The organism is Legionella sp. PATHC039 (genome assembly GCF_026191275.1).
In the GTDB taxonomy this organism is placed as follows: Bacteria; Pseudomonadota; Gammaproteobacteria; order Legionellales; family Legionellaceae; genus Legionella; species Legionella pneumophila.
In genome coordinates, this window is the sequence record NZ_JAPHOP010000001.1 from 3,058,222 (window position 1) to 3,081,170 (window position 22,949).

The window sequence follows — 22,949 nt, forward strand, 5'->3', positions numbered from 1 at the left end:
TTTGTATGGGTCTAAACTTAAATTAAAAATAACCGAAAAAAGATAAAAAGAGTGGCATTTCATTTTTAGCACAAATTTTGCATAAATTATAAAAATCAGGCATAAGGGGGCGGCACCATGAAAAAAATACTATTAACAACGTTCATGATGTCAATGGTGACTGTACTTAATGCCGGGCATTTTTATGGATCGGCATTATGTGCTTATCCTCAATATGAATGTATTAAGGTAACCGGGGGACAAAGTTGGGAAAAATTATTCCCTGATCCTGTCCAAAGAGACATTGTGCAAAGAGTCAATCGTACTTATAACTACCTTTGGTCAGGCAGAGAAATCGCTGTACCAAAGAATTTAGCCAACATCAATATTTTTGATGTCTCTCCTTTCCCACTTAAAATCGAGAGTGAAAATGAAAAACAAATTATCGTGGATCAAGAGAAGCTGGCTTGGGGCGCCTATGATGCTCAGGGCAATTTAGTATGGTGGGGACCTATTTCTTCTGGAAGTGATAAATGCTCTGATTCCAATAAAGTCTGTCGTACTTTGACAGGAATTTTCCGTGTATTCAGCAAGGAAAATGTTCGTTGTACTTCAGATGTTTTTCCTATAGGCAGAGGCGGTGCCAAAATGCCCTATTGCATGTATTTTCATAAAGGGTTTGCTCTACATGGTTCTGATGATATCCCGGGGGTAAGGGCTAGTCATGGTTGTGTGCGTATGTTTATCCAGGATGCCAAGTGGTTAAACGAAAATTTTGTAGAGTTGTCCAGTGAGCGTAACAATTTTATGGGGACTAAGGTGATTGTACGTCCTTTAAATGATAGTGAGAATAAAAAATGAACCTAAAAAGCCGAAGCTTGATAACTGCAATCGTTGTGATTCTATTAACTGGTGCACTAAATATGTCGGCATATGCCGCCAAATCCAATAAAGCAACCGCCGAAGATAAGGCAGAGAAAAAAGATAACGGAAAATTTCCTCTCGGTTGTACTGCTGTTGGCTATCAGCAAAATTTAAAGGTATTGACTCTTCTTCCAGGGAAGGAAGGGGCCTTGCAGTCGATGTATTTTATTTATAATACATTGCCAGAAACCGTTAGCTTATATCAGATGCATGATAAGGAAAGTTTATATTCCTATTGGCTAAATCACTCTATCAGAGGGAATTCCTGGGCTGTTTTGGCCACAGGTGAAAAGGAAGTGAAGTTCATCTGTACCTTGGGTGATGGCAAAAAGTCCTATGGAAAAATACTGGATTGTGCTGATGTGATTAAAGTATGCGAATATGTTAATGTCAAATTTGGTTTGAATAATAAAGGTAATTTTTGGATAGTAGACAGCAATACGAGAAATGGGGCAGTTAGTCAAGTGGTGCATTATGGCATTATACCCGGTGTATAAATGGCCATGAAAAGAGGGGAATCTTCATGAAATCACTAGTACCTTGGGTGTGTGTTTTAGTCGTGTCAGCTGGCCAACAGGCTTTTGCCAATGATGCGTTCAATGCTTATAGATTAGGCAATTATAATGAAGCAGCTGAACCCCTAATCATTAAATCAGGTCAGGATGCTGTTGCCGAATATTATTTAGGGCGACTTTATCTCTATGGATATGGACAGTTAAAAAACAATCGTGTTGCGATGCGCTACTTTACCAAATCAGCGGAAAAAGGCTATTTACCTGCTGTCCTGCTTATGGCCAAATACAGTTTGCTCCATGAAAAAAATCGGGAAGAAGCTGCTCGTTGGTTTAAGCAAGCAGCCGCGGTGGGAGATGTAAGCGCACAAATGTTTATGGCGGCAGCTTATTTATATGGAGTTGGCGTCAAGAAAAATACAGATATCGCGAGACGTTATTATATTGATGCAGCAAAAAATGGTAATCCTATTGCTCAATACACCTTAGCAGAGTATTTCTTAGAGAGTAAGCATGCGGGTAATAAAAAATTAGGAATCATTTGGCTGAATAAAGCAGCAGAAAATGGAGATCCAAAAGCTTTAACAGAATTGGGCAGATTTTATGTAGCCGGACAAATGGTTGCCAAGGATACTTCCAAGGGCGTCGAATTATTAAATAAAGCAGCTTCAGAACAATATGCCCCAGCTATGCTTGAGTTGGGTAAATTGGCTTTAATGCAAAATCAATACGATGAGGCTATTCAATGGCTTAATAAGGCCGCGAAACAGAGTACAGAAGCTACTCTTGAATTAGCCCATATTTATTTACAAGATAAAAGTCCAGTTTATGATCCAAAAACAGGTTTTTTATTGGTACTAAAAGCAGCTCAGAATGGTTCTGTTCAAGCCCAAAAAGAATTAGCCAATTTATATCAAAAAGGGATTGGCGTAGCGGCTGATGAGGAATTGTCTAAACAATGGACTCTTAAAGCAGCAGAAAATGAGAAGAAAAATGCAGAGCCTCCTGTTCTTGCCCAAGCTGCATTATGGCTAAGTAATGACAGAACGGATAAATTGGAAGAGACGGCTTACCAGATGAATGGTATATTTAGCCCATGGAATAATCCGTCTGCCTTGAGAAATAATAGCTATAATCAAGCACCTAAGCTTGAAACCATCTCTCGTCAGGATATTTTCAAACCGCAATTTGAGTTGACTCAGCCTAATAATATTCCTATAAGCAATTACTATGATGCTTTAATCAGTAAACAAGTGGAGTTTCAATCAAATCAATGGGCTTATCCAACTTACAGACTTAACCCATTCGTAGAAGCTCTGGAGAGGGCCAATAGTCCTGTTGTACAAAAGCTCAACTTGCCAGTTCCTTATGCCGACGCGAATTATGATGATAGTGAAGTTGGTAGTTTTGATTTGATGGACATTTGGACAGAAGATTGGAAACGGACTGTCAATTATATGTCTGTGGTTAATTATTTGTATTTCAGGGCAATACTTGGAAATGCCCAAACTCAATTTGAAATTGGTCAATTGTTTCAATATGGGATTGGTTTAATGCAAGATGATGCTTCGGCTATTATTTTTTATGAGAATGCCGCAGAACAAAAGCACTTAGGTGCTGAATATAATTTGGGAATACTTTATCTGAAACGCGGTAAAGACGAAAATGATTACCAACAAGCATTAAATTGGCTGACTGATTCCGCATTCAAAGGGAATAAGAGAGCACAATACGTATTGGCAAGGATATTGCGCCAGGGGATCGTTGGTCCTGATGGAAAAGAGTATATTAAAGCAAATGATGAGCAAGCTATGGCCATGCTTTATCTTTCAGCTGCCAATGATTATGGGCCGGCAGAATATGAGTTGGCAGAATATTTGGCAAGAGACTACAACAATGGTTTAAGTGTAGATGTCAGAAAACAAAAAATTGCCTTAATAAGAAAGTTATACCAAGGTGCTGTGAAGAATAAAGTGGCAGAGGCATTGTTGCCATTGGCATTTTATAATGCGATGGATGATAACAGGCAAAAGCAGGAACAAGCATTTAAAGTAGCCGAAGAGCAAGCTGAAACAGGTAATGAGAACGCCGCTCTTTTACTCGGTATGCTCTATGACCGTGGTATAGGAATAACAGCTGATCCAGCCAAGGCCATGTACTGGTATCAACAAGCCGGACAAAATCCCGTAAGTCAGTTTATATTGGGTACTTACATAACAGAAGGAAAAGGGGTCGCACAGGATAAGGAAAAAGGATTGGATTTGCTGAAGCAATCAGCAGACTCCCAATTTTCCTATGCCGACTTTAATCTGGCAGTACTCAAGCAACAATCCGGGGAAGACTTTTTACCCAATTTAATTGAATCCTATAAATTAGGGAATAGTCATGCGGGGATAGTATTGGCAGATTATTATTTATCTCAAAGCAGTGTTCCTGAACAAATGAATCAAGCTAAGGAAATTTATCAGGGCTTAGCTGATAAAGGCGATCAATATGCACAATTAAAATTGGCTTATATGCTACAAAAAGGATTGGGTGCCGCACCGGATCTTGCTGGCGCGCAACATTGGTATACTGCTTCGGCAGAACAAGGCAATCCTGAGGCACAATACTTATTAGGCCAATTTTATCAACTAGGTGAAACAGGAGAACCTGATTATAATTTGGCCAAACATTGGTATCAAAAAGCAGCGAAACATTTATCTAAAGCCGATGTAGCATTAGGTTTTATTTATGAAACGGTAGATGATAATTATGCTCAAGCACTAAAAGCCTATGAAAATGCTGCGGCAAAAGGAGATATGCTAGGCGCTTATAATTTGGCTTTAATGTATGAGTATGGCAAGGGCGTGCCCGTCAATTACTCCAAAGCGTTATCTTTGTTTAAAGAAGCATCAGAGAAAGGTGCTCCTGAAGCGATGAGTCAATTGGCTGGAATGTATTTTTATGGTTTGGGGCAACCAAGAAACGAACAACAAGCTTTGGTCTGGTATAAAAAGGCTGCAAGCTTAGGTAATGGGAATGCTTTGTATGCCCTCGGTTTATTATCCGAAACTGGTGTTGGTGTTAAATTGGATTTTCCAGATGCTTTACGGTATTACCAGGATGCATCTGATAAAGGCAATGAAAAAGCAATGCTGGCTTTGGCAAGAATGTATCATTATGGTCTTGGTGTTGAAAAGGATCATAAAAGGTCAGCGAGTATTTATCAAAAATTGGCACAAAAGCAAAATGCTTATGCTCAATATCAATTAGGTACTTATTATATTGAGGGAACGGCAGGCGAACGACTACCCGAAAAAGGCCGTGAGCTATTACAACAAGCGAGTGAAAACGGAAGTTTACAGGCCCGTAGAGTATTGCAAAGATTAGATGCACAAACCCAGGGTAAAGTAAGTTATGTCGAGCCCGTATTATTTAATAATGTTCCCAAGTTTGATGGCCAAAGCGCTGATATGATTTATTTTGATGCATTAAATGAATGGAATCATGGGGAGGAGGTTTTGTCCAGAATGATCTTGCAACGTTTGGTGACGCAATATCCCAATTTCATCCCTGCAAAGCGAGCTTATGAGCAGTTGAATCAAGCCAAATTAATGAATAACTTGGGTTAAGATCATTGCTCGGCTTTTTGAGCCATTTAACAGATGATGTTTCAATTTTGCTAATCAATTATCCGATTTTTCTGGGCCGCAAGGCCCAGCCTGCATTTGTTGCCTCGATTATATTAAACACATGAAGGATTGCTCTCATCTTGGCTATTTACGAAAGTGTAGCCATGCCTTATTGTAATTTTAAAAATAATCTTTTAGAGATTTAAATTGTTAGTTAGGTTTTATGCCTAAGCCGATTATTTTTTTAGGGCAAAGTACAAACGTTTTGAGGAGCGGAGTTTATAATGCAGTTAATGAGCAACGCAGAAATATTTGCAAAGCAGCAATAAAATGAAAGAATCGGCTTGGGCAAAAGGTCTATTTAATCAAGGTCAAATAATTAGATACAAATCGATGAGGGTGGTGATATGAAATATGCTGTTACATTTTGTACTACAGATCAGGAGGTAGGGAGTAATCCACTGTGGCACAGTTGTCTATTGCTTTCAAAAATGGACGAAACCAGTAAATTGCTGGAGGTTGTTGATAATTGGGGATTTTATGGATTACCGACAACCAATCGTAATAGTTCTTGGTTAGATCAATTGAAAATAAAAATGGGGCTGGATGTTGATTTGATTGGCAATCATGGAATGTTGCGACATGAAGAGCTCAGATTTCTCGATCAGGGATGTGGTTTGCGCGGGGTTACCTTTGAGTTAACCAAAGACGATTTTGAGTTATTACAAAAAAAGTGTTTGCAGATGGCAACTGATCAGGAAACAGCAATAAATGAGTTTGTCGAAACGCAGGGCATTAAAGGGAAACCACCTGAAAAAACCAGAATTTATCCTCACGAACAATTTTCAAGATTGATTTATGCGACTGAAAAAATTAAAGCGGAACAACAAGGGCGGGAAGCTCGCTTAAAACCTTTTGAGTTGCGTTTGTCCTGGGGATTGTTTGGGCCTAGTTTAGCTCTTTCACAAAACTGTAAAACACAAGCTTTATCATTGCTGTCTTATGTATTATCAAAGGAGCAAATTGAACGCCTTACAGAATATGGTGAACATCCCACAGTGCCCAGACGTAGTGGGCCAATGGAGTCGATTTTTTTACATAGTACTGGTCCTTTACGGGAGCATAGGAAATCTTCAGGAGACGTTGTGTACTATCGTGATTTAAAAGATCCTGGAGTAAAGCTTTATTGGACAGTTCCTCCGCAAGAACTTGAAGCATTATCTGAAGAGACAATCAAATTATTTCAAATAGATGGGGAATATTGCGAAGAAGTGAAAGCAATTGTCAGAAAACTGCAGCGCCTGGAGTGGTTATTAATCAATAGCAATTTACCTGAAAAATATCGGCCTTATAAAGATGAATTAATCAATAAGGTAGTTGGATGTTATAAAGCTTTTTCTTTTATTGAGCCTAAGCAAGAAGAACCTAGACTTGGAGGTTGGTATGGCTGGGCGCTTTCTTTATTTTCAGCACCAAGAAGTTCGGAAGAAAGAACCTTACAAGGCAAAATTAAAAAAGCAAAATCGTTATTTAACAGTATTTATATGGCCATTGTGGATAATTATCAAATTGATGATAATGCTCCAATGGAAAATAAAAATATCCTTCCCTATGAAGAAACTGGCGAAAACAGATTTGAAAATATGGTGGAAGCAGTAGCTTCTTACTTATCAAGGAAGGATAAAATTAATCTTTGTAAAATTATCGGACGCACCTATTGCGAGGATCATGTCGAGCTAGAAGACAATGAGGGGAAAATTGCTTTATCTCCACAACCTTTGGCAACGTAGAGGTTGTGGAATAGATTCCAGTTCATGAGCTTTTTGTGATTCCAGCTTGGGTTGGTGTTGAGGGATTGATAAAGACCAACCCTTTTTAGGAATCAATATCAAATAAAAAAGGATTTATGAAATCTCCTAATCTCTTCGTTAAAAAATGGTTTTAATTCAGTCATTTAGTTTATAAAAACCACCTCATTAAAAATGTTTTTTGCCTTGACCTTTGTTTTTACATAATCCATGTTGTTTATTAATAAACAATTTGTATTAAAATATCCGGTTATGAATGAATTTTTTTGATTGAAGTATGCATTTTAGAGTGATAGATTAAGGTCACTCAAGCAAACAAGTGAGCATAAAAGGATGTTTTTAACCATAAATGATTTACAAAGCCAAATTCAATTGGCTAAAAAGAGACTGCATGTTTTAGCCAAAAATTGGCTGGATACTCAAAAGGAAGCAATCAATTCAAAAGATAAGGCAAATTGGCTCAATGCATTTCAAGCCTCGACAAAAGAAGCAATGCAGGAGCAATTAAAAGCCACAGGTTTTCCCCTGATCCGCAATGCAATATTGGTCAATCAATCGGAGGGTGAACTTCCGCAGCATAGTCTGGAGCAATCCTCGTCTTTGATCCACTCAGAAAATTTCCCCGAGCAATTCAACTCAAGAACAGTGCCCAGAGTGATTTATGTATGCCACTCAGGAGAAAATAATCAAGTAATCAAGAGATTAGGCCAACTTACTACCTTAATGGAACAATTGCATAGATTGGAGGAATTAACCTTTGAAGTCCAAACTAATGTTCATTTTAGAGGCTTAAATTTGGCTTATCGCATGGCACGCAGTATCAATAAGGAGTGGCGCGATGTCGAAAAGGGTCGTGAAACTGTAGAGTATTATGCGGAGCGTCTGCAGATAGCAGAAAAACAATATAAATTGGCATCGGATTTTTGTCATGAGTGTTTAGGGATTTATAAGGAGCAATTGGATGCACGGATAATGTACTTTAATGAATCATTAAATTTCTTTGTTGAGTGCCTGGCTGCTGCTTTTTCCTCTGTAAAAGACGACAGGTATTGGCTAACAAAATTTTTACTGCCCTCTTTACCTTGGCATAGCATGCTTAATGAGGTGGCCACATGGCTCTTTACTACAAATGGCTTTACTAACCCGACAATCGACAGCATTGAAGTGAATCGCTCACATTTAAAAGCAATTACAGAACAATTTGCCAAATTGATGATGGCGCCTTTTTGTTCTTTGGAAAAAGAGTTACAGGGCAAAATAGAAAAAGTAGAGAATGAGCAAAAAATAGCCAAGGAAAATGTGTATGCCATGTCCTCGGAATTGGATATAGTGATACACATGCAGTCACAAAGAAAATTAGCCGCATTACTGTTCCCTGCTCAACCATTAAGTATGTTAGGCTTTTTCCAGGGGGTTGCAGCAGCAATGGGTAGAGGTTATTTTTATTCAACTTTTATAAAAGAAAATCAAAGCCAAGAAACCAGGATAACAGATGATGAAAAACCTCTCATCGAGGCAACTGATTATTCCAACGCGCTACACTAGGGAACCGAACCGGGAATTCCGGTTCGGTAGTTTCGAACTTAGAGCGACGGAAACTCTCGATTAGGCAGCCATAGCTTTAAGACGTGCAACCAGACGGCCTTTAATACGTGCTGCTTTGTTTTTATGAATTAAGCCTTTATTAGCGGCTTTGTCTATCACTGGCTGTGCTTTGGTATAAGCAGCACGCGCAGCTTCTTGATCTCCTGACTCTACGGCTTTCAGCACGTTTTTAATGTAGGTGCGGTACATCGAACGCGCGCTGGCGTTATGTTGACGCAATTTGACGTTTTGACGTGCACGCTTAATCGCTGATTTGATATTTGCCACTTAAAAATCTCCACTCAATCAGATGTTGCAAAAGATGTAGATCTTGCACAATGAGTTAGAATTTGTCAATAGACCTGCTTTGAACCTTTTGTATTTATGTATTTGTTTTGACGCAGGTTGATGTTGAAATGTTTTATTATCCGGATAAATCTTGTAAAACCAATATTTCAGGTGATTCACTTACTCATTTGATATATTGCACGACTTCGTTTGAGGTGGAATCCGTATCCTGATGTGTTGTGTTTTACTGGATAATGCCAACTTAAACAGATATAAGAGGTATTTCCATGCTTTTTATATCGAACTCGCGCCAGTTTAAGTATATCATAAAGAAAATTTTTATCTATTTAAAACATCATGCTGACAACGGATATTATGGTACCTAAAAAACAAAGCTTGATACGATCCACTTCCCTTGTTTCATTAATGACATTTATTTCAAGGATAGTCGGGTTTGCACGAGATATGGTTCTTGCCAATTTTTTTGGGGCTCAAGCTGGCATGGATGCTTTTTTTGTTGCTTTCAGGATACCAAATTTTATGCGGCGCCTTTTTGCGGAAGGCGCTTTTTCCCAAGCTTTTGTCCCGGTATTGGCTGAATATCAAAAAACGCGTTCTGCTGAAGACGTTCGTACTTTCATCGCTCGGATTTCAGGCTATTTGAGTTCTATATTAACCCTGGTCACTGTAGTGGGAATTGTAGCATCGCCTGTTATTATTTTTTTATTCGCGCCAGGTTTCCATCATGACAGCGTCCGGGCTGAATTGGCAACTCAGATGCTTCGTATCACTTTTCCCTATTTAATGCTTATTTCCTTAACAGCCATGGCAGGGGCAATATTAAATACCTATGGTTATTTCGGGGTTCCAGCCTTTACTCCCGTTTTGCTTAATATCAGTATGATACTTGCTGCGGTGTATTTGTGCCCTAATTTGCCACAACCCGTTGTTGGTTTGGCATGGGGTGTGTTGATTGCCGGTATCGTGCAATTGCTTTTTCAATTACCATTTTTGCATCAACGACATTTGCTTATCAGGCCGAGAGTTGTTCGGGATGATCCAGGAGTCAATAAAGTACTCAAGTTAATGATCCCGGCTTTATTTGGCGTTTCAATTGCGCAACTTAACTTGATGATAGATAGTATTTTTGCTTCTTTTCTAAAGGTAGGGAGTGTCTCTTGGTTATACTATACAGACAGATTAACTGATTTTCCTTTGGGTGTCTTTGGGGTCGCGATTGCGACAGTTATCTTGCCCCACCTGTCCCGAAAACACACAGAACAAAATATTAATCAATATTCTCGCGCTTTGGATTGGGGGCTGCGTTCGATTTTATTAATAGGAATTCCAGCCGGTTTGGGATTGTCCTTTTTTGCCTTGCCTCTGATAGCCAGTTGTTTTGCTTATGGTAAATTTACTGCCTATGATTTATTACAAACTCAAAAAAGCTTGATTACTCTTGCCATGGGAGTTCCTGCTTTTATGGTAGTAAAAGTGTTGGCTTCTGGTTTTTATGCTCGCCAGGACATCAGTACCCCTGTAAAGGTGGGTGCCATAGCCATGGTAGTTAATACTCTTTTATGTTTCGTATTTGTCTGGCATTTGGCTCATGCTGGCTTGACGTTGGCTTCAGCTTTAGCTGGTTATGTAAATTGTGTTATTTTGCTGTTTCTCTTGATTAAAAGGGGATTGTTCAAACCATCTCCCGGATGGCTGAAATACAGTATGCAGTTGTTGATAGCCAATTTTGCCATTGGGGTTTATTTATATTTTATGAGTGGAACAGCGACTTACTGGCTTGGTTTCTCTCCTTTGATGCGTTTGAGCTTGTTATTAGCTCATGTGTTCGTCACCGTAGTCATCTATTTATTAGTTTTAGGTATAATAGGGCTTAGGCCTAGCCACTTTCGTGGCCAGATAAAGGATTAAAAAGATGCAAGCAGAAGTATTTTACAAAAGTTGCGGCGATAGGATAGTTCCTGTCCATCTCATTTCTCAATCGCAATGGGACGAAGGAATTGAAAATCTAACCCCCATGGAACGAAATTGTTTTTCTGTACGCCAGTTTAAGGGCAAATTAGGCGATTATTGTTTTATCCTCAATGCGGATGGCGTGATTGAAAAAGCTTTTATTGGATCGGGAACTGGCAATCAGGAAAGTGCTTTGGCCAATGCCGCACTTTTATTGCCTCCAGGGAACTATCAATTTCAAGATAAGTTAAGTCGTGAGTCTGGCGTAGTTTGGGGATTAGCGCAATATCGATTTGATGAGTATAAAAAATACGAGTTACAGCCTCGAGTTTTAATTGTTGAGGCAAATGATATGGATTATATTTTATCCTTGGCGAATTCTTTATTTCTCGTGCGGGATCTCATTAACACGCCAACTTGCGATATGGGGCCAGAATCGTTAGCCCATGTTGTCGAAGAATTGGCTAAAACACACAAGGCTTACTTTAAGCAATGGATTGGAGAGGAATTGATAAAGGATAATTTTCCTGCCATTCATGCGGTTGGAAGAGCTTCTGCTTTAGCGCCTCGCTTATTATCTTTGCATTGGGGAAATGAGAAACATCCACGCGTAACTTTGATTGGAAAGGGTGTTTGTTTTGATAGTGGTGGGCTTGATATCAAACCTTCATCAGGCATGCGTTTGATGAAAAAAGATATGGGCGGTGCCGCACACGTCATAGGTTTAGCCCAGTGGATAATGGTTCAGCGTTTGCCGATTCGATTACAGGTATTAATCCCCGCTGTTGAAAACGCCATTGGTCCGAATGCTTTTAGGCCAGGAGATATTTTAACCATGCGCAATGGATTAACCGTAGAAATAGAAAACACTGATGCAGAGGGTCGATTGATTCTGGCAGATGCTTTGGTTAAGGCTTGTGAAGAAAAACCAGATTTGATCATTGATTTTGCTACCTTAACAGGTGCTGCTCGTATCGCTGTCGGAACTGAAATTGCAGCTATGTTTTCTAATCATGATCAACTGGCTCAGGATATAGTAGCAGCATCTAATAAAGTCTCAGACCCTGTCTGGCGGCTGCCTTTATTTTCACCATACGAAGAGTTATTGAATTCGAATATTGCAGACATGAGCAATTCTAGTTCTTCGTCCTATGCTGGGGCTATTACTGCCGGCTTATTTCTACAACGATTTGTGACAAAATCAATACCATGGGTTCATTTTGATATCATGGCCTGGACTGCAGTAAGTAAGCCAGGAAAGCCAGAGGGTGGTGAAGCAATGGGCTTGCGAGCGGTTGCCGAGTATTTATTACAGACTTATGGATAGAATTTTCAGTTGGGAGTTAGTTATGTTTGTGACTTTTAGTTGTGATGCATATGAGAACATTACTTATTTTGAAAATGTGGCAAAACAATTATTGTTGTTAATGGGACATGGCGGCACAATCCCCGGTGCTATTAAGTCTGAAAATGTACCAGATGCTTTGCATCATTTACAACAAGGGCTGGGAAAAATAAAAAGCGAAAATAAACCGCTAGAAGACGATGAGGATAGTGAGCCTGATATCAGTTTGGCTAAACGAGCAATCCCTTTAATTCACTTATTGCAAGCCGCCGAAAAAAAGGATTGTGATGTGCTGTGGTCTTATTCAAAATCACCAGGTTGAAATGTAACTGCTGATTCTCCGGGCTTCTTTATCCTTTATCCGCTCCCTGATGGTCGCGGCTCTGATTATAATAAAGTAACACAGAGCCGCGACCATCAGGGAGCGGACACACAATAAGCTTAAAAGTCCAGCGAGCAGAAAAATATTTATTCAATGGAGTGCGTGTGCAGCTCACAGCCTTTATACCTATATTCTTTATAGTGCACTCGACTCACTTCTTTCTCATGTTCTACATTACTCACCAATTCAATGACTCTTTTAAATCGGGTATAAAAAATTGGAATATTGGTGGATAAATTCAACAGGATATCTGTAAAGCCTCTGGGTTCTTTTTGATAGCCAATTTGTACGGGGGGAGGAGGCTCCGGTCCTTCACCTTGCAAATTATGAGGAATAAAACTGTCGTCTTTGAAAGTCCACAATAATTCATCAAGGTATTCTGCTTGTTGCTGATTGTCGCAAAAAACAAAAATAGTATGTCCTTTGGTATAGGCTTTTTCTATTAAACGACAAGCAACCAACCAGCGAGATTCTGGAAGGCTACTGGCTAATAAGTAAAAATCAACGCGAATTGGCGACATGGCGCAATAATTGAATTAATAAAGGAACAGGGCGCCCTGTTGCATTACGCTTCTTTCCAGAAATCCATGCTGTTCCCGCGATGTCCAAATGGGCCCAACGATATTTTTCAGTAAACCGTGATAAGAAACAGGCGGCAGTAATACTTCCTGCACTGCGATCAAAGCCGGCGTTGATCATATCAGCCAATGGGCTTTCCAAAGCATCTTGATAGGCCTCATCCAGTGGCATACGCCAGACTTTATCCTGGCTTTCATAAGCGGCACATTCGATTGATTTGGCCAGCTGCTCATCTCTAGTCATATAGCCAGTGGCTATATTGCCCAAAGCGACGATAATCGCTCCTGTTAAAGTAGCAATATCGATTACAAAATCAGGATTATATCGCTCCGCGTAAGTCAAAGCGTCTGCTAGCACTAATCGACCCTCCGCATCGGTATTGATAATTTCGACTGTTTGTCCTGACATGGTGGTTACAATGTCTCCTGATTTTACAGCGGAGCCACTTATTAAATTTTCAGCACTGGCTATAATGCCGATAAGATTAATTGGCAATTTCAGCAAAGCACAGGCTTTTATAACTCCCAGCACACTGGCAGCGCCAGACATATCATATTTCATTTCATCCATGGCGTTGGCCGGCTTTATAGATAAGCCTCCTGAGTCAAAAGTAATGCCTTTCCCGACAAGAATGACCGGTGCTGAGTTTTTGTTACCGTGATAATGAATGTCTATCAATCTTGGGGGTTGGTCACTTCCCTGGGCAACGGCTAATAATGCGCCCATACCCATTTCTTTTATTTCTTCTGGCCCCATCACTTGACAGCTTATTTGGTCGAATTGTTTGGATAATGAAATGGCTTGCTCACCAAGGTAAGTCGGAGTACAAATATTGGCCGGCATATTCGCTAAATCACGGCAAAATTCAACTCCGGTAACAATGGCTTTGGCCATTTCAAGGCTTTTTTCAGTAGCTCCAGGAAGATGGAATATTACCGACTCCAATTTATGACTTTTTGCATGTTTCGTTTTAAAATCAAGGAGTTGATATCGTAAATTATCGATTTGAACAATCATTTGCTCTAACTGCCATTCAGCAGATTCCTGATTTAACCGAGGCAAGCACACGGTGGCAGAAGAGAAACGCTGTTTAATTAATGCTTCTGTAATTTCTCCTACACGTTTTTGGAGTGAATTAGCGCTAAACTCTTCCTTTTTGCCACACTGAATGATTAATAGGCTATGTCCTTCAAAATCAGTTTGCCATACAGTATTTCCTGGTTCAGGGACTCTATGGCAAAGTTTTTTAATCAGCCCTTGCTGTTCATTATCAATTGCAGTTATAAAATCTGGTAGCGCCAAATCTGAAAAAACGCCTAACACCAGACATTCGCTCGTGGTTAATGAGGGGGTATGAGTTAATCCATAATTCATAATATTTTTTCCTGCACCGCTTGAGAAAGACAACTAGTTTACCTAAATTGGATAAGCATTTGAATGAAAAATTCTGTTTTAATCATCTGTTTTAAATCAATACTATTTTTAAATAGGCTGTCTTGAATTATCATGATGGGTTCTTTCATATGTTATTCTGAAAGAATTGAATTAATTGATAAGGTCCTCTGTAGGGTATTGTAGTGATTATTTTTCGTTATTTGACTAAAGAAGTGTTTCTTACTTTAATCGCATTAACCGCGATATTAGTTCTTATTTTCATGAGTAATCAATTCATACAATACTTAAATCGCGCTGCTTCTGGTTCAATTCCTGGTTTTGTGATCATGAAGTTGTTGATGTTGGAGTTGCCAAATTTAATGGGTCTGTTGCTGCCCCTAGGGTTTTATGTCGCTCTTCTATTGGCGTATGGCAGGTTATATGCCGAAAGCGAAATGACGGTTCTGCGAGCTTGTGGGTATGGCCCCAGGCAATTACTGAAACACAGCTTTGCCATGGCTACTGTTGTGTTGGTAGTGGTTGCCATCGTAATGATTTGGGCAAGCCCTGTGATTGCTGTTGAACGCACCAAGTTAATACGTTCTACAGGAATCAAAACTTTAATTCAAACGATTATGCCTGGACGCTTTCATGCCATTAATAGCGGTCAACAAATCTTTTATGTCCAATCCATGAATCGCGATCACTCCCAAGCAGAACAGATATTCATGGCAAAACATAGCGTTCAGGATAATAGGCTGTTATGGGATGTGTTGTGGGCAGATAAAGCATTTGCTGAGGTTAATCCTCAAACAGGCGAGGAATACATCGTGCTGCAAAATGGCAAGGAATATCAAGGTGTTCCGGGTCATGCCGATTACCAGATTGCAGAATTTGCAAGCTATAAATCCAAATTGCCCAACCCGACTGTTGTTATGCATGATGATGCTCGCACTGCAAAAACCAGAGACTTATGGCCTTTGAACAATCATGATTTGAAAAAGGCGGCTGAATTACAGTGGCGTATTTCCATTCCTTTAATGGTTTTGACCTTGACTCTGGTTGCCGTTCCACTTAGTCGTGTCAGCCCTCGTTCTGGAAAATATTCGAAACTTTTGCCAGCCATCATTATCTATATTTTTTATGCTAATTTTATGTTTGTTTCTCGTGATGCGATTGCTACCGGGAAGATTCCCTGGTGGATAGGGATGTGGTGGGTACACGTGGCGGTTGCCATGCTCGGCATCCTATTTATTTGGCGAAATCAGGTGAAGCTTGCATGAGCAGAAAAATACTTGATCGTTATATTGCCAAAACGGTTTTATCTGCAATTGGCTTGGTGACTTTGATGTTGGTCGGTTTGCAGATCTTTATTTTGTTTGTTAATCAGATAGACGATTTGGGGCGAGCAGACTATGGAATCGTGCAAGCCGGTGTTTTTGTCCTTTTACAGATGCCCTACCAAGTCTATCTGTTTTTCCCTATTGCCAGCTTGCTCGGGTGTTTGGTTGGCCTGGGAGTATTAGCTAATCATAGCGAGCTGGTTGTGATGCGTGCCGCGGGGATATCCATCGGCCAAATAACGGGGGCAGTATTAAAGGCGTCTCTGATAGTCATCCTGTTAATCACGTCTTTAGGTGAAACCATTGTACCAGTAATGGCGCATTATGCGAATGAATACAAGGTTTCCGCTTTAACAGGAGGGCAGGCTTTGCTGACTCCAAGAGGGGTTTGGGTCCGTAATGGTAATGATTTTGTTTCTATTGCTTCAGTCACACACGAGAATACTCTTCGCTATGTAAATCAATTCCGCTTTGACAACCAGCATAATTTAAAACTGGCTCGCCAGATAAGTGAAGTGAAGTATGTCAATAATTCATGGATAGCTTATGATGTGAAACAAACTGAATTTGCAGAGGATCATACCAAAGCCTATCATTTCGATACCATGCCTTGGGATGTGCCGGTGAAACCTGAAATTCTTAAAATTACGGGCACCAATCCGGATGAAATGACTTTACATGAATTGAACCGCTATTTACGTGAGCAACAACGCAACCATCAAAATGTATCAAATTATAAGTTTGCCTTTTTTCAACGAATTACTCAGCCTTTGAATACTATGGTTATGATGATATTAGCTATCCCCTTTATTTTTGGCCCCTTACGTTCGTCAACCATGGGGTCAAAATTACTGGTAGGTGCTATGGTTGGATTCGGGTTTCATATTCTGAATCGATTTTTTGGCCCAGTGAGCACAGTATTCCAATGGCCGCCTGAATTGGCTGCCTTTAGTCCTACTCTCATCTTTTCTTTAATTGGAGTTTATTTAATGCGAAGAGTCAGATAATGGCATTCATTAGACATTTGCTTGAATACTTGCTGCATCCTTTCTTTTTATGTCTTTTGGTATTAGGTATTTGCACTTTTTTACTATATCGTCGGCTTGCTCCTACTTTCACTAAAGTTATGTTGTTTGTTGTATTGATTGTATTGCTTGCTATGAGTACGGGTTGGTTACCCAGTTATTTAACTTATCAATTAGAGTCTCGATACCCTATAGTAAAGCGGGTTAATCCAAATGTGAAATGGGTGGTCGTTCTCGGTGGAGGACAGAATATTGGGGAAGGAATGCCTGCAAATGATCTGTTGACCTCAGCGAGCATCAAACGATTGATTGAAGGTGTCCGATTATTCAGAACTTTGCCCAATGCAAAATTGCTTTTATCGGGCGGAGGATCTTCTGGTGAGCAATCAGAGGCTTTATTATTGACAGAATTAACCAGCTGGTTTGCAATCGATTCGGAAAAAGTTGTCATTGAAACTGCTTCTATCAATACAGCAGATCAGGCGCGTGAATTAGCAGCCATAGTACATGATCAACCCTTTTATCTGGTTACCTCAGCGATTCACATGCCACGTTCCATGGCATTATGCCAGCAGCAAGGATTGCATCCCATAGCAGCCCCAACTGATTTTACCTTCTTTTGGTCTACTGATACCTGGGTCAAAATGGTGATACCTAATTCTTATAACCTGGCCTATACTTCTATTGCTCTTCATGAAATCTTGGGGAAAATTTGGGCTTTGGGATTCTGGTAAGCTAATGCGCCTTGAGAATTGGTTTTTTTGAATCCGTTATTTACACTATTTGCCCGGCAGCCCAACCAGAAGACCATGCCCACTGGAAATTATACCCACCTAACCACCCCGTCACGTCCAGGGCTTCTCCAATAAAATATAGGCCTGGTACCTTGTTGGCTTCCATGGTTTTGGATGAAATAGCATGACAGTCTACTCCGCCTATTGTCACTTCTGCTGTACGGTAGCCTTCTGTCCCATTGGGTTTTACTACCCAGTTCTGCAACAAATGGGAAATTGTTTCCAAATCTTTATTAGAGCTGTCAGCCAGTCTTTTTTCACCCAGTTTTTGAGGAATAAAGACTTCAACAACTCGTTTGGGCAAGTACATCGATAATACAGAGTTTAACTGTTTATGCGGAGCTTCCGCTCGGGCTGTTTTCAAGCTTTCCAGGAGGTTATGTTCGGGCAGCAAATTAACGCATATCTTTTCACCAGGATACCAGTAGGATGAGAGTTGCAAGATAGCAGGGCCACTCAAGCCACGGTGGGTAAATAAGATGTGTTCGCGAAATTGATTTCTTTCATTATTGACCAGGCTATCAACGCCTATTCCCGACAGGACGGATAATCTATTCTTTTCGAGGACATCCAACGTAAATGGTACAAGGCCGGCCCTGGTTGGCCATACCTTAATATTGAACTGCTCTGCAATTTTATAGGCAAAGGGGCTCGCGCCTATTGTGGGAATAGAAAGCCCTCCAGTCGCAATGACTACAGAATGGCAATGAAACCTTCCCTTTGTCGTGCTAATCTTGAAGGAATGGTCGTTGGTTTTTTGTATTTGTTCTATCACAGTATTTAAATAAATTGTCGCCCCGTATTGCTCACATTCTTTAAGCAACATATCAACGATGTCTTTGGACTTATTATCGCAAAATAATTGTCCTAATGTTTTTTCGTGGAAGGGAATTTTGTGTTTGTTAACCAGGTCAATAAAATCCCATTGAGTGTAACGAGATAAGGCTGATTTGAAAAAATGGGGGTTGTGGGAAAAATACTTGTTGGGTTCAATGTAGTAATTGGTAAAATTACAACGACCACCTCCTGACATGAGTATCTTTTTCCCTACTTTATTGGCATGATCCAGCACGAACACTTTTCTTTTACGTTTGCTTGCTTCAATAGCACACATTAGGCCTGCGGCACCAGCACCAATGATAAGGACATCGATTTCTTGCATAGAGAGATTTGGTTATGACAAATTTTTTAATTAAAAAGTATTTAATTTTATCATGTCGAACGATAATTAAATATATGCTATAGATCTTAGTATCAAATAATAAGGAATTAGTATGAACGAAATGTATATTCTGTCCTTGTTTTATGATGAAATGACCGCGCGCGGGGTAACCAGAGAGCAGGTTTTTTTGAGTATTGAAGAGGATGCGGCAGCAATGCTTACCCAGAAATTGGGCAAACCTGTTTCAGTGGAAGAAGCGCAGAAATTAACGGACATTTGCATCGCAAATGAATGGCTTGAGCGAACAACAGCTGATCCCTATTATAAATATCTGTCTTTGACAGAAGCGGGTTTGCAAATTCTGCTTTCTAATTTATACAAGTAATTTTATGTCATTTAATGCCTTTGGCGGTTTTCTGGGCAACTAAATGACTCAAAACATGTCATCGAAGGGTATAATCTTTGGGCAAAACTCGGTAAAATATATCACTTTATTCTTTTTTTATTGTCATTATGCCAAAACGAACCGATATAAAATCTATTCTAATTCTTGGAGCAGGCCCTATTGTGATTGGGCAGGCTTGCGAGTTTGATTACTCAGGTACCCAAGCAGTCCGCGCTTTGAAAGAAGAAGGATATCGAGTGATATTAGTTAACTCTAATCCAGCAACCATAATGACTGATCCTGAGCTTGCTGATGCAACCTATATAGAGCCTGTTCAATGGAAAGAAGTGGCTCGTATTATCGAGATAGAGAGGCCAGATGCTCTTTTACCGACGATGGGAGGACAAACAGCCTTAAACTGCGCCCTGGATTTGGTAAGAGAAGGGGTATTAGCCAAGTACTCTGTTGAAATGATAGGAGCGACGCGTGAAGCCATAGACAGGGCGGAAGATAGAGAAAAATTTCGCCAGCTGATGATTAAAATCGGATTGGATATGCCGAGGTCAGCGATTGCTCATAGCCTGGAAGAGGCAATTCAAGTGCAAGCCCGTTTAGGCTTTCCTGCCATCATCAGACCCTCATTTACCATGGGTGGTAGTGGAGGCGGTATTGCCTATAACCGTGAAGAATTTGAAGAAATTTGTATTAGAGGATTGGAGTTATCACCAACTCGCGAGCTTTTGATTGATGAATCGGTTCTGGGTTGGAAAGAATATGAAATGGAAGTCGTCCGGGATAAAAATGATAATTGCATTATTGTTTGTACTATAGAAAATTTTGACCCTATGGGTGTGCATACTGGAGATTCCATTACCGTTGCTCCGGCACAAACATTAACTGATAAAGAATACCAACGGATGCGGGATGCGGCGATTAAAGTGCTAAGAGCAGTTGGTGTGGATACGGGAGGTTCCAACGTTCAGTTTGCTATTAATCCTGAAGACGGGCGCATGCTGGTTGTGGAAATGAACCCGCGTGTATCTCGAAGCTCGGCTTTGGCGTCAAAAGCAACCGGTTTTCCCATTGCTAAGGTCGCAGCTAAATTGGCTGTGGGTTATACCTTGGATGAATTGAAAAACGAAATCACCGGAGGTAAAACACCTGCGTCCTTTGAGCCCAGCATTGATTACGTCGTTACCAAAGTTCCGCGGTTTAATTTTGATAAATTTCCGCAAACTCCAGACACTCTTACCACACAAATGAAATCAGTCGGGGAAGTCATGGCGATTGGTTCTAACTTTCAGGAATCTTTACAGAAAGCCATAAGAGGTTTAGAGATTGGACGATGTGGATTGCATTCGCTGTTTCAAAAAGAGGATATGGCGCGTTTAAGAGGGCATTTACGAGAACCCACTCCGGATAGACTTTGGTATATTGCTGATGCCTTTAGGCAAAATTTATCACTTGAGGAAATTCATCTGGAAAGTCGAGTCGATCCATGGTTTCTGGCACAAATTCAAGAGTTGGTTCTTTTAGAGCGCTCAATCATTGGAAAAACGATTCGGGATCTGGATAAAACCACTTTACACTTGATGAAACACCGGGGTTTTGCTGACGCGTACTTGGCCAAATTGCTTGGTTGTACGGAAGCAGAAGTTCGGGCAAGACGCATTGAATTAGAGATCTTGCCTGTCTACAAGAGAATTGATTCTTGTGCCGGAGAATTCCCTAGTGATACAGCCTACATGTATTCTTGTTATGAAGGAAGCTGTGAAGCACGTCCTGAGAGCAATAAGAAAAAGATTATGATTCTTGGAGGTGGACCTAATCGAATTGGCCAAGGCATTGAATTTGATTATTGCTGCGTGCATGCGGCCTTGTCATTAAGGAGTGCGGGTTACCAAACTATTATGGTGAATTGCAATCCAGAAACGGTTTCCACTGATTTTGATACCTCCGATCGACTATATTTTGAACCTGTTACTTTAGAGGATGTGTTGTCCATCGTCGCAATGGAGCAACCGGAGGGTGTCATTGTGCATTATGGAGGACAAACACCATTAAAGTTGGCTCGTGATTTAGAGGCTAATGGCGTAAAAATAATTGGTACTTCATCAGATGCTATTGATATGGCTGAAGACAGAGAACGATTTCAGCAAATGGTCAAAGAATTGAAACTGCATCAGCCTGATAATGGAACTGTCCGAAGCGAAGCAGAGGCCATTGAATTAGCTAACAAAATTGGTTATCCGCTAGTCGTTAGGCCCTCTTATGTTCTCGGTGGACGAGCTATGGAAATTGTTTATCAAGAAGAGGATTTAAGGTATTACCTGTCGCATGCAGTTGAAGTTTCTAATGATTCACCCGTTCTTCTTGATAAATTTTTGAACGATGCCATAGAGGTAGATATTGATGCCGTTTGTGATGGCAAAGACGTATTGATTGGTGCCATCATGGAGCATATCGAGCAAGCGGGGATACATTCTGGTGATTCGGCATGCACTTTACCTCCTTTTAGCTTAGGCGTAGTTGTTCAGCAAGATTTGATAGAGCAGATCCGAAAAATGGCTTTGAAATTAGGCGTGGTGGGCTTGATTAATGCGCAGTTTGCTATTCAAGCGGATGATATTTATGTTTTGGAAGTGAATCCGCGCGCTTCGAGAACCGTGCCTTTTGTTTCAAAGGCTACCGGGCTGCCATTAGCTAAAATAGCGGCTCTTTGTAAAGTGGGAATTAGTTTGAAAGATCAAAGATTAAACCAAAATCATCATGCGCCTTCTTTCTACTCGATTAAGTTGCCGGTTTTTCCCTTTATCAAATTTTCTGGTGTGGACTCGATTCTTGGCCCAGAAATGAAGTCAACGGGGGAAGTCATGGGTATTGCCAAGCGTTTTGGACAAGCTTATGCTAAAGCACAATTGGGTGCCGGATGTCACATTGCCAAACGTCGACGAGCTTTCGTATCGGTACGTGACGCAGATAAAACGCGTGTCGGCGAGATTGCCAAGAGATTAATAGAACTGGGTTTTGAAATTATCGCCACGCGCGGTACTGCTTTGGCATTACAAGCAGCCGGCGTAGACTGCAGAAGAGTCTTTAAAGTAGCAGAAGGCCGACCACATGTGCTGGATTTTATAAAAAATAATGAAATAGACTTTATTGTAAATACTACTGAGGGCAAACAAGCGATAGCAGATTCTTTTGCTATCAGACGCAACGCCTTACAGCATAAGGTCAGCTACACTACGACCTTATCAGGAGCCGAAGCTGCTTGTTTGGCTATGAAGTATGAAGATAGGGAAACTGTAACTCGCTTACAAGATTTACATTAGGGGTAAATATGAGTAAACATCCTATGACAGTTGAGGGTGCAGAAGCACTAAAAGCAGAATTGCATCGCTTAAAGTTCGTGGATCGTCCGCGCATTGTAGAAGCAATTGCAACTGCAAGAGCTCATGGTGATTTGAAAGAAAATGCGGAATATCACGCAGCTCGAGAACAACAGAGTTTTAATGAAGGGCGTATTCAAGAACTTGAAGCGAAGTTGTCTCATGCGCAAATAATTGATATCAGTAAATTACCTAATAATGGTAAAGTGATATTTGGTTCAACCGTTACAATTTGTCATGTAGCAACGGGCTCAGAATTAACCTATAAAATAGTTGGAGAGGATGAAGCTGATATCAAACTGAACAAGATTTCATACAGTTCTCCTATTGCCCGAGCTTTAATTGGCAAAGAACTTGATGATGCGGTCACGGTAGAAACGCCTGGCGGTATGGTTGAATATGAAATCATCCAGGTGCAATATATTGTTGAGTGATTTCAGTTATTTTCTTTGATTTTTAGTGCAACTGTCATGAAAGACAGTTGCCACTCC

18 protein-coding genes are annotated in these 22,949 nt (G+C 40.4%); 14 read left to right on the forward strand and 4 right to left on the reverse strand.

From position 1 onward, the window contains the following. The first annotated feature begins 117 nt into the window (after positions 1-117). The 5 genes from OQI99_RS13950 (at position 118) to OQI99_RS13970 (ending at position 8,382) form a co-directional block, all read left to right on the forward strand. The gene (locus OQI99_RS13950) at positions 118-840 is read left to right on the forward strand and encodes a L,D-transpeptidase (RefSeq protein WP_061513722.1); all 723 of its coding nucleotides are present in this window, start codon (positions 118-120) and stop codon (positions 838-840) included. Next, positions 837-1,400 (forward strand): endopeptidase IV, encoded by a 564-nt coding sequence (locus OQI99_RS13955; protein WP_265732191.1) that lies wholly within the window; start codon positions 837-839, stop codon positions 1,398-1,400. Before OQI99_RS13950 ends, OQI99_RS13955 begins: the two co-directional genes overlap by 4 nt. 26 nt (positions 1,401-1,426) lie before the next feature. Next, positions 1,427-5,029, forward strand: a complete 3,603-nt coding sequence (gene enhC, locus OQI99_RS13960; protein WP_265732192.1) for an enhanced entry protein EnhC — start codon at positions 1,427-1,429, stop codon at positions 5,027-5,029. A gap of 407 nt (positions 5,030-5,436) precedes the next feature. After that, positions 5,437-6,819: a Dot/Icm T4SS effector MavV gene (gene mavV / locus OQI99_RS13965; protein WP_042754705.1), complete on the forward strand. Its 1,383-nt coding sequence runs from the start codon at positions 5,437-5,439 to the stop codon at positions 6,817-6,819. Positions 6,820-7,170: 351 nt separating this feature from the next. After that, complete coding sequence (locus OQI99_RS13970; RefSeq protein WP_265732193.1) at positions 7,171-8,382, forward strand: lpg2637 family Dot/Icm T4SS effector; 1,212 nt, start codon at positions 7,171-7,173, stop codon at positions 8,380-8,382. Between the two features lie 60 nt (positions 8,383-8,442). Here OQI99_RS13970 and rpsT read toward each other — a convergent pair whose 3' ends face one another. Next, positions 8,443-8,709 (reverse strand): 30S ribosomal protein S20, encoded by a 267-nt coding sequence (gene rpsT, locus OQI99_RS13975; RefSeq protein WP_010948336.1) that lies wholly within the window; start codon positions 8,707-8,709, stop codon positions 8,443-8,445. 357 nt (positions 8,710-9,066) lie between these two features. On the opposite strand from rpsT, the gene murJ reads away from it, so the two are divergent. From murJ to OQI99_RS13990, 3 genes are read left to right on the forward strand one after another with little or no spacing between them, the layout of a single operon-like run. Further along, positions 9,067-10,638, forward strand: a complete 1,572-nt coding sequence (gene murJ / locus OQI99_RS13980) for a murein biosynthesis integral membrane protein MurJ (protein WP_265732194.1) — start codon at positions 9,067-9,069, stop codon at positions 10,636-10,638. A gap of 4 nt (positions 10,639-10,642) precedes the next feature. Next, the gene (locus OQI99_RS13985; RefSeq protein WP_265732195.1) at positions 10,643-12,007 is read left to right on the forward strand and encodes a leucyl aminopeptidase family protein; all 1,365 of its coding nucleotides are present in this window, start codon (positions 10,643-10,645) and stop codon (positions 12,005-12,007) included. 22 nt (positions 12,008-12,029) lie between these two features. After that, entirely contained in the window at positions 12,030-12,347 is a 318-nt protein-coding gene (locus OQI99_RS13990) for a DUF1840 domain-containing protein (protein WP_013101902.1), read from the forward strand. Between the two features lie 146 nt (positions 12,348-12,493). Here OQI99_RS13990 and OQI99_RS13995 read toward each other — a convergent pair whose 3' ends face one another. Both OQI99_RS13995 and OQI99_RS14000 read right to left on the reverse strand, forming a co-directional pair. Then, positions 12,494-12,928 carry a DNA polymerase III subunit chi gene (locus tag OQI99_RS13995; RefSeq protein ID WP_265732196.1) on the reverse strand — a complete coding sequence of 145 codons (435 nt, stop codon included), beginning with the start codon at positions 12,926-12,928 and terminating at the stop codon, positions 12,494-12,496. Then, positions 12,909-14,360: a leucyl aminopeptidase gene (locus tag OQI99_RS14000; RefSeq protein ID WP_265732197.1), complete on the reverse strand. Its 1,452-nt coding sequence runs from the start codon at positions 14,358-14,360 to the stop codon at positions 12,909-12,911. The genes OQI99_RS13995 and OQI99_RS14000 overlap by 20 nt, the downstream gene beginning before the upstream one ends. A 203-nt stretch (positions 14,361-14,563) precedes the next feature. Between OQI99_RS14000 and lptF the strand changes: the two genes are divergently transcribed. From lptF to OQI99_RS14015, 3 genes are read left to right on the forward strand one after another with little or no spacing between them, the layout of a single operon-like run. Next, positions 14,564-15,643, forward strand: a complete 1,080-nt coding sequence (lptF, locus tag OQI99_RS14005; RefSeq protein WP_265732198.1) for an LPS export ABC transporter permease LptF — start codon at positions 14,564-14,566, stop codon at positions 15,641-15,643. Next, positions 15,640-16,710, forward strand: a complete 1,071-nt coding sequence (gene lptG, locus OQI99_RS14010) for an LPS export ABC transporter permease LptG (protein WP_061513733.1) — start codon at positions 15,640-15,642, stop codon at positions 16,708-16,710. The genes lptF and lptG overlap by 4 nt, the downstream gene beginning before the upstream one ends. Then, positions 16,710-17,462, forward strand: a complete 753-nt coding sequence (locus tag OQI99_RS14015; RefSeq protein WP_265732199.1) for a lpg2628 family Dot/Icm T4SS effector — start codon at positions 16,710-16,712, stop codon at positions 17,460-17,462. Before lptG ends, OQI99_RS14015 begins: the two co-directional genes overlap by 1 nt. Positions 17,463-17,502: 40 nt before the next feature. Here OQI99_RS14015 and OQI99_RS14020 read toward each other — a convergent pair whose 3' ends face one another. After that, complete coding sequence (locus OQI99_RS14020) at positions 17,503-18,684, reverse strand: NAD(P)/FAD-dependent oxidoreductase (RefSeq protein WP_265732200.1); 1,182 nt, start codon at positions 18,682-18,684, stop codon at positions 17,503-17,505. A gap of 112 nt (positions 18,685-18,796) precedes the next feature. Here OQI99_RS14020 and OQI99_RS14025 point away from each other — a divergent pair, with 112 nt between their 5' ends. The 3 genes from OQI99_RS14025 (at position 18,797) to greA (ending at position 22,892) form a co-directional block, all read left to right on the forward strand. Beyond that, positions 18,797-19,069, forward strand: coding sequence for a hypothetical protein (locus OQI99_RS14025; protein WP_265732201.1), 273 nt, complete (start codon positions 18,797-18,799; stop codon positions 19,067-19,069). Positions 19,070-19,197: 128 nt separating this feature from the next. After that, complete coding sequence (carB, locus tag OQI99_RS14030; RefSeq protein WP_265732202.1) at positions 19,198-22,401, forward strand: carbamoyl-phosphate synthase large subunit; 3,204 nt, start codon at positions 19,198-19,200, stop codon at positions 22,399-22,401. 8 nt (positions 22,402-22,409) lie between these two features. Further along, positions 22,410-22,892, forward strand: coding sequence for a transcription elongation factor GreA (gene greA, locus OQI99_RS14035; RefSeq protein WP_010948324.1), 483 nt, complete (start codon positions 22,410-22,412; stop codon positions 22,890-22,892). Positions 22,893-22,949: the final 57 nt, after the last annotated feature.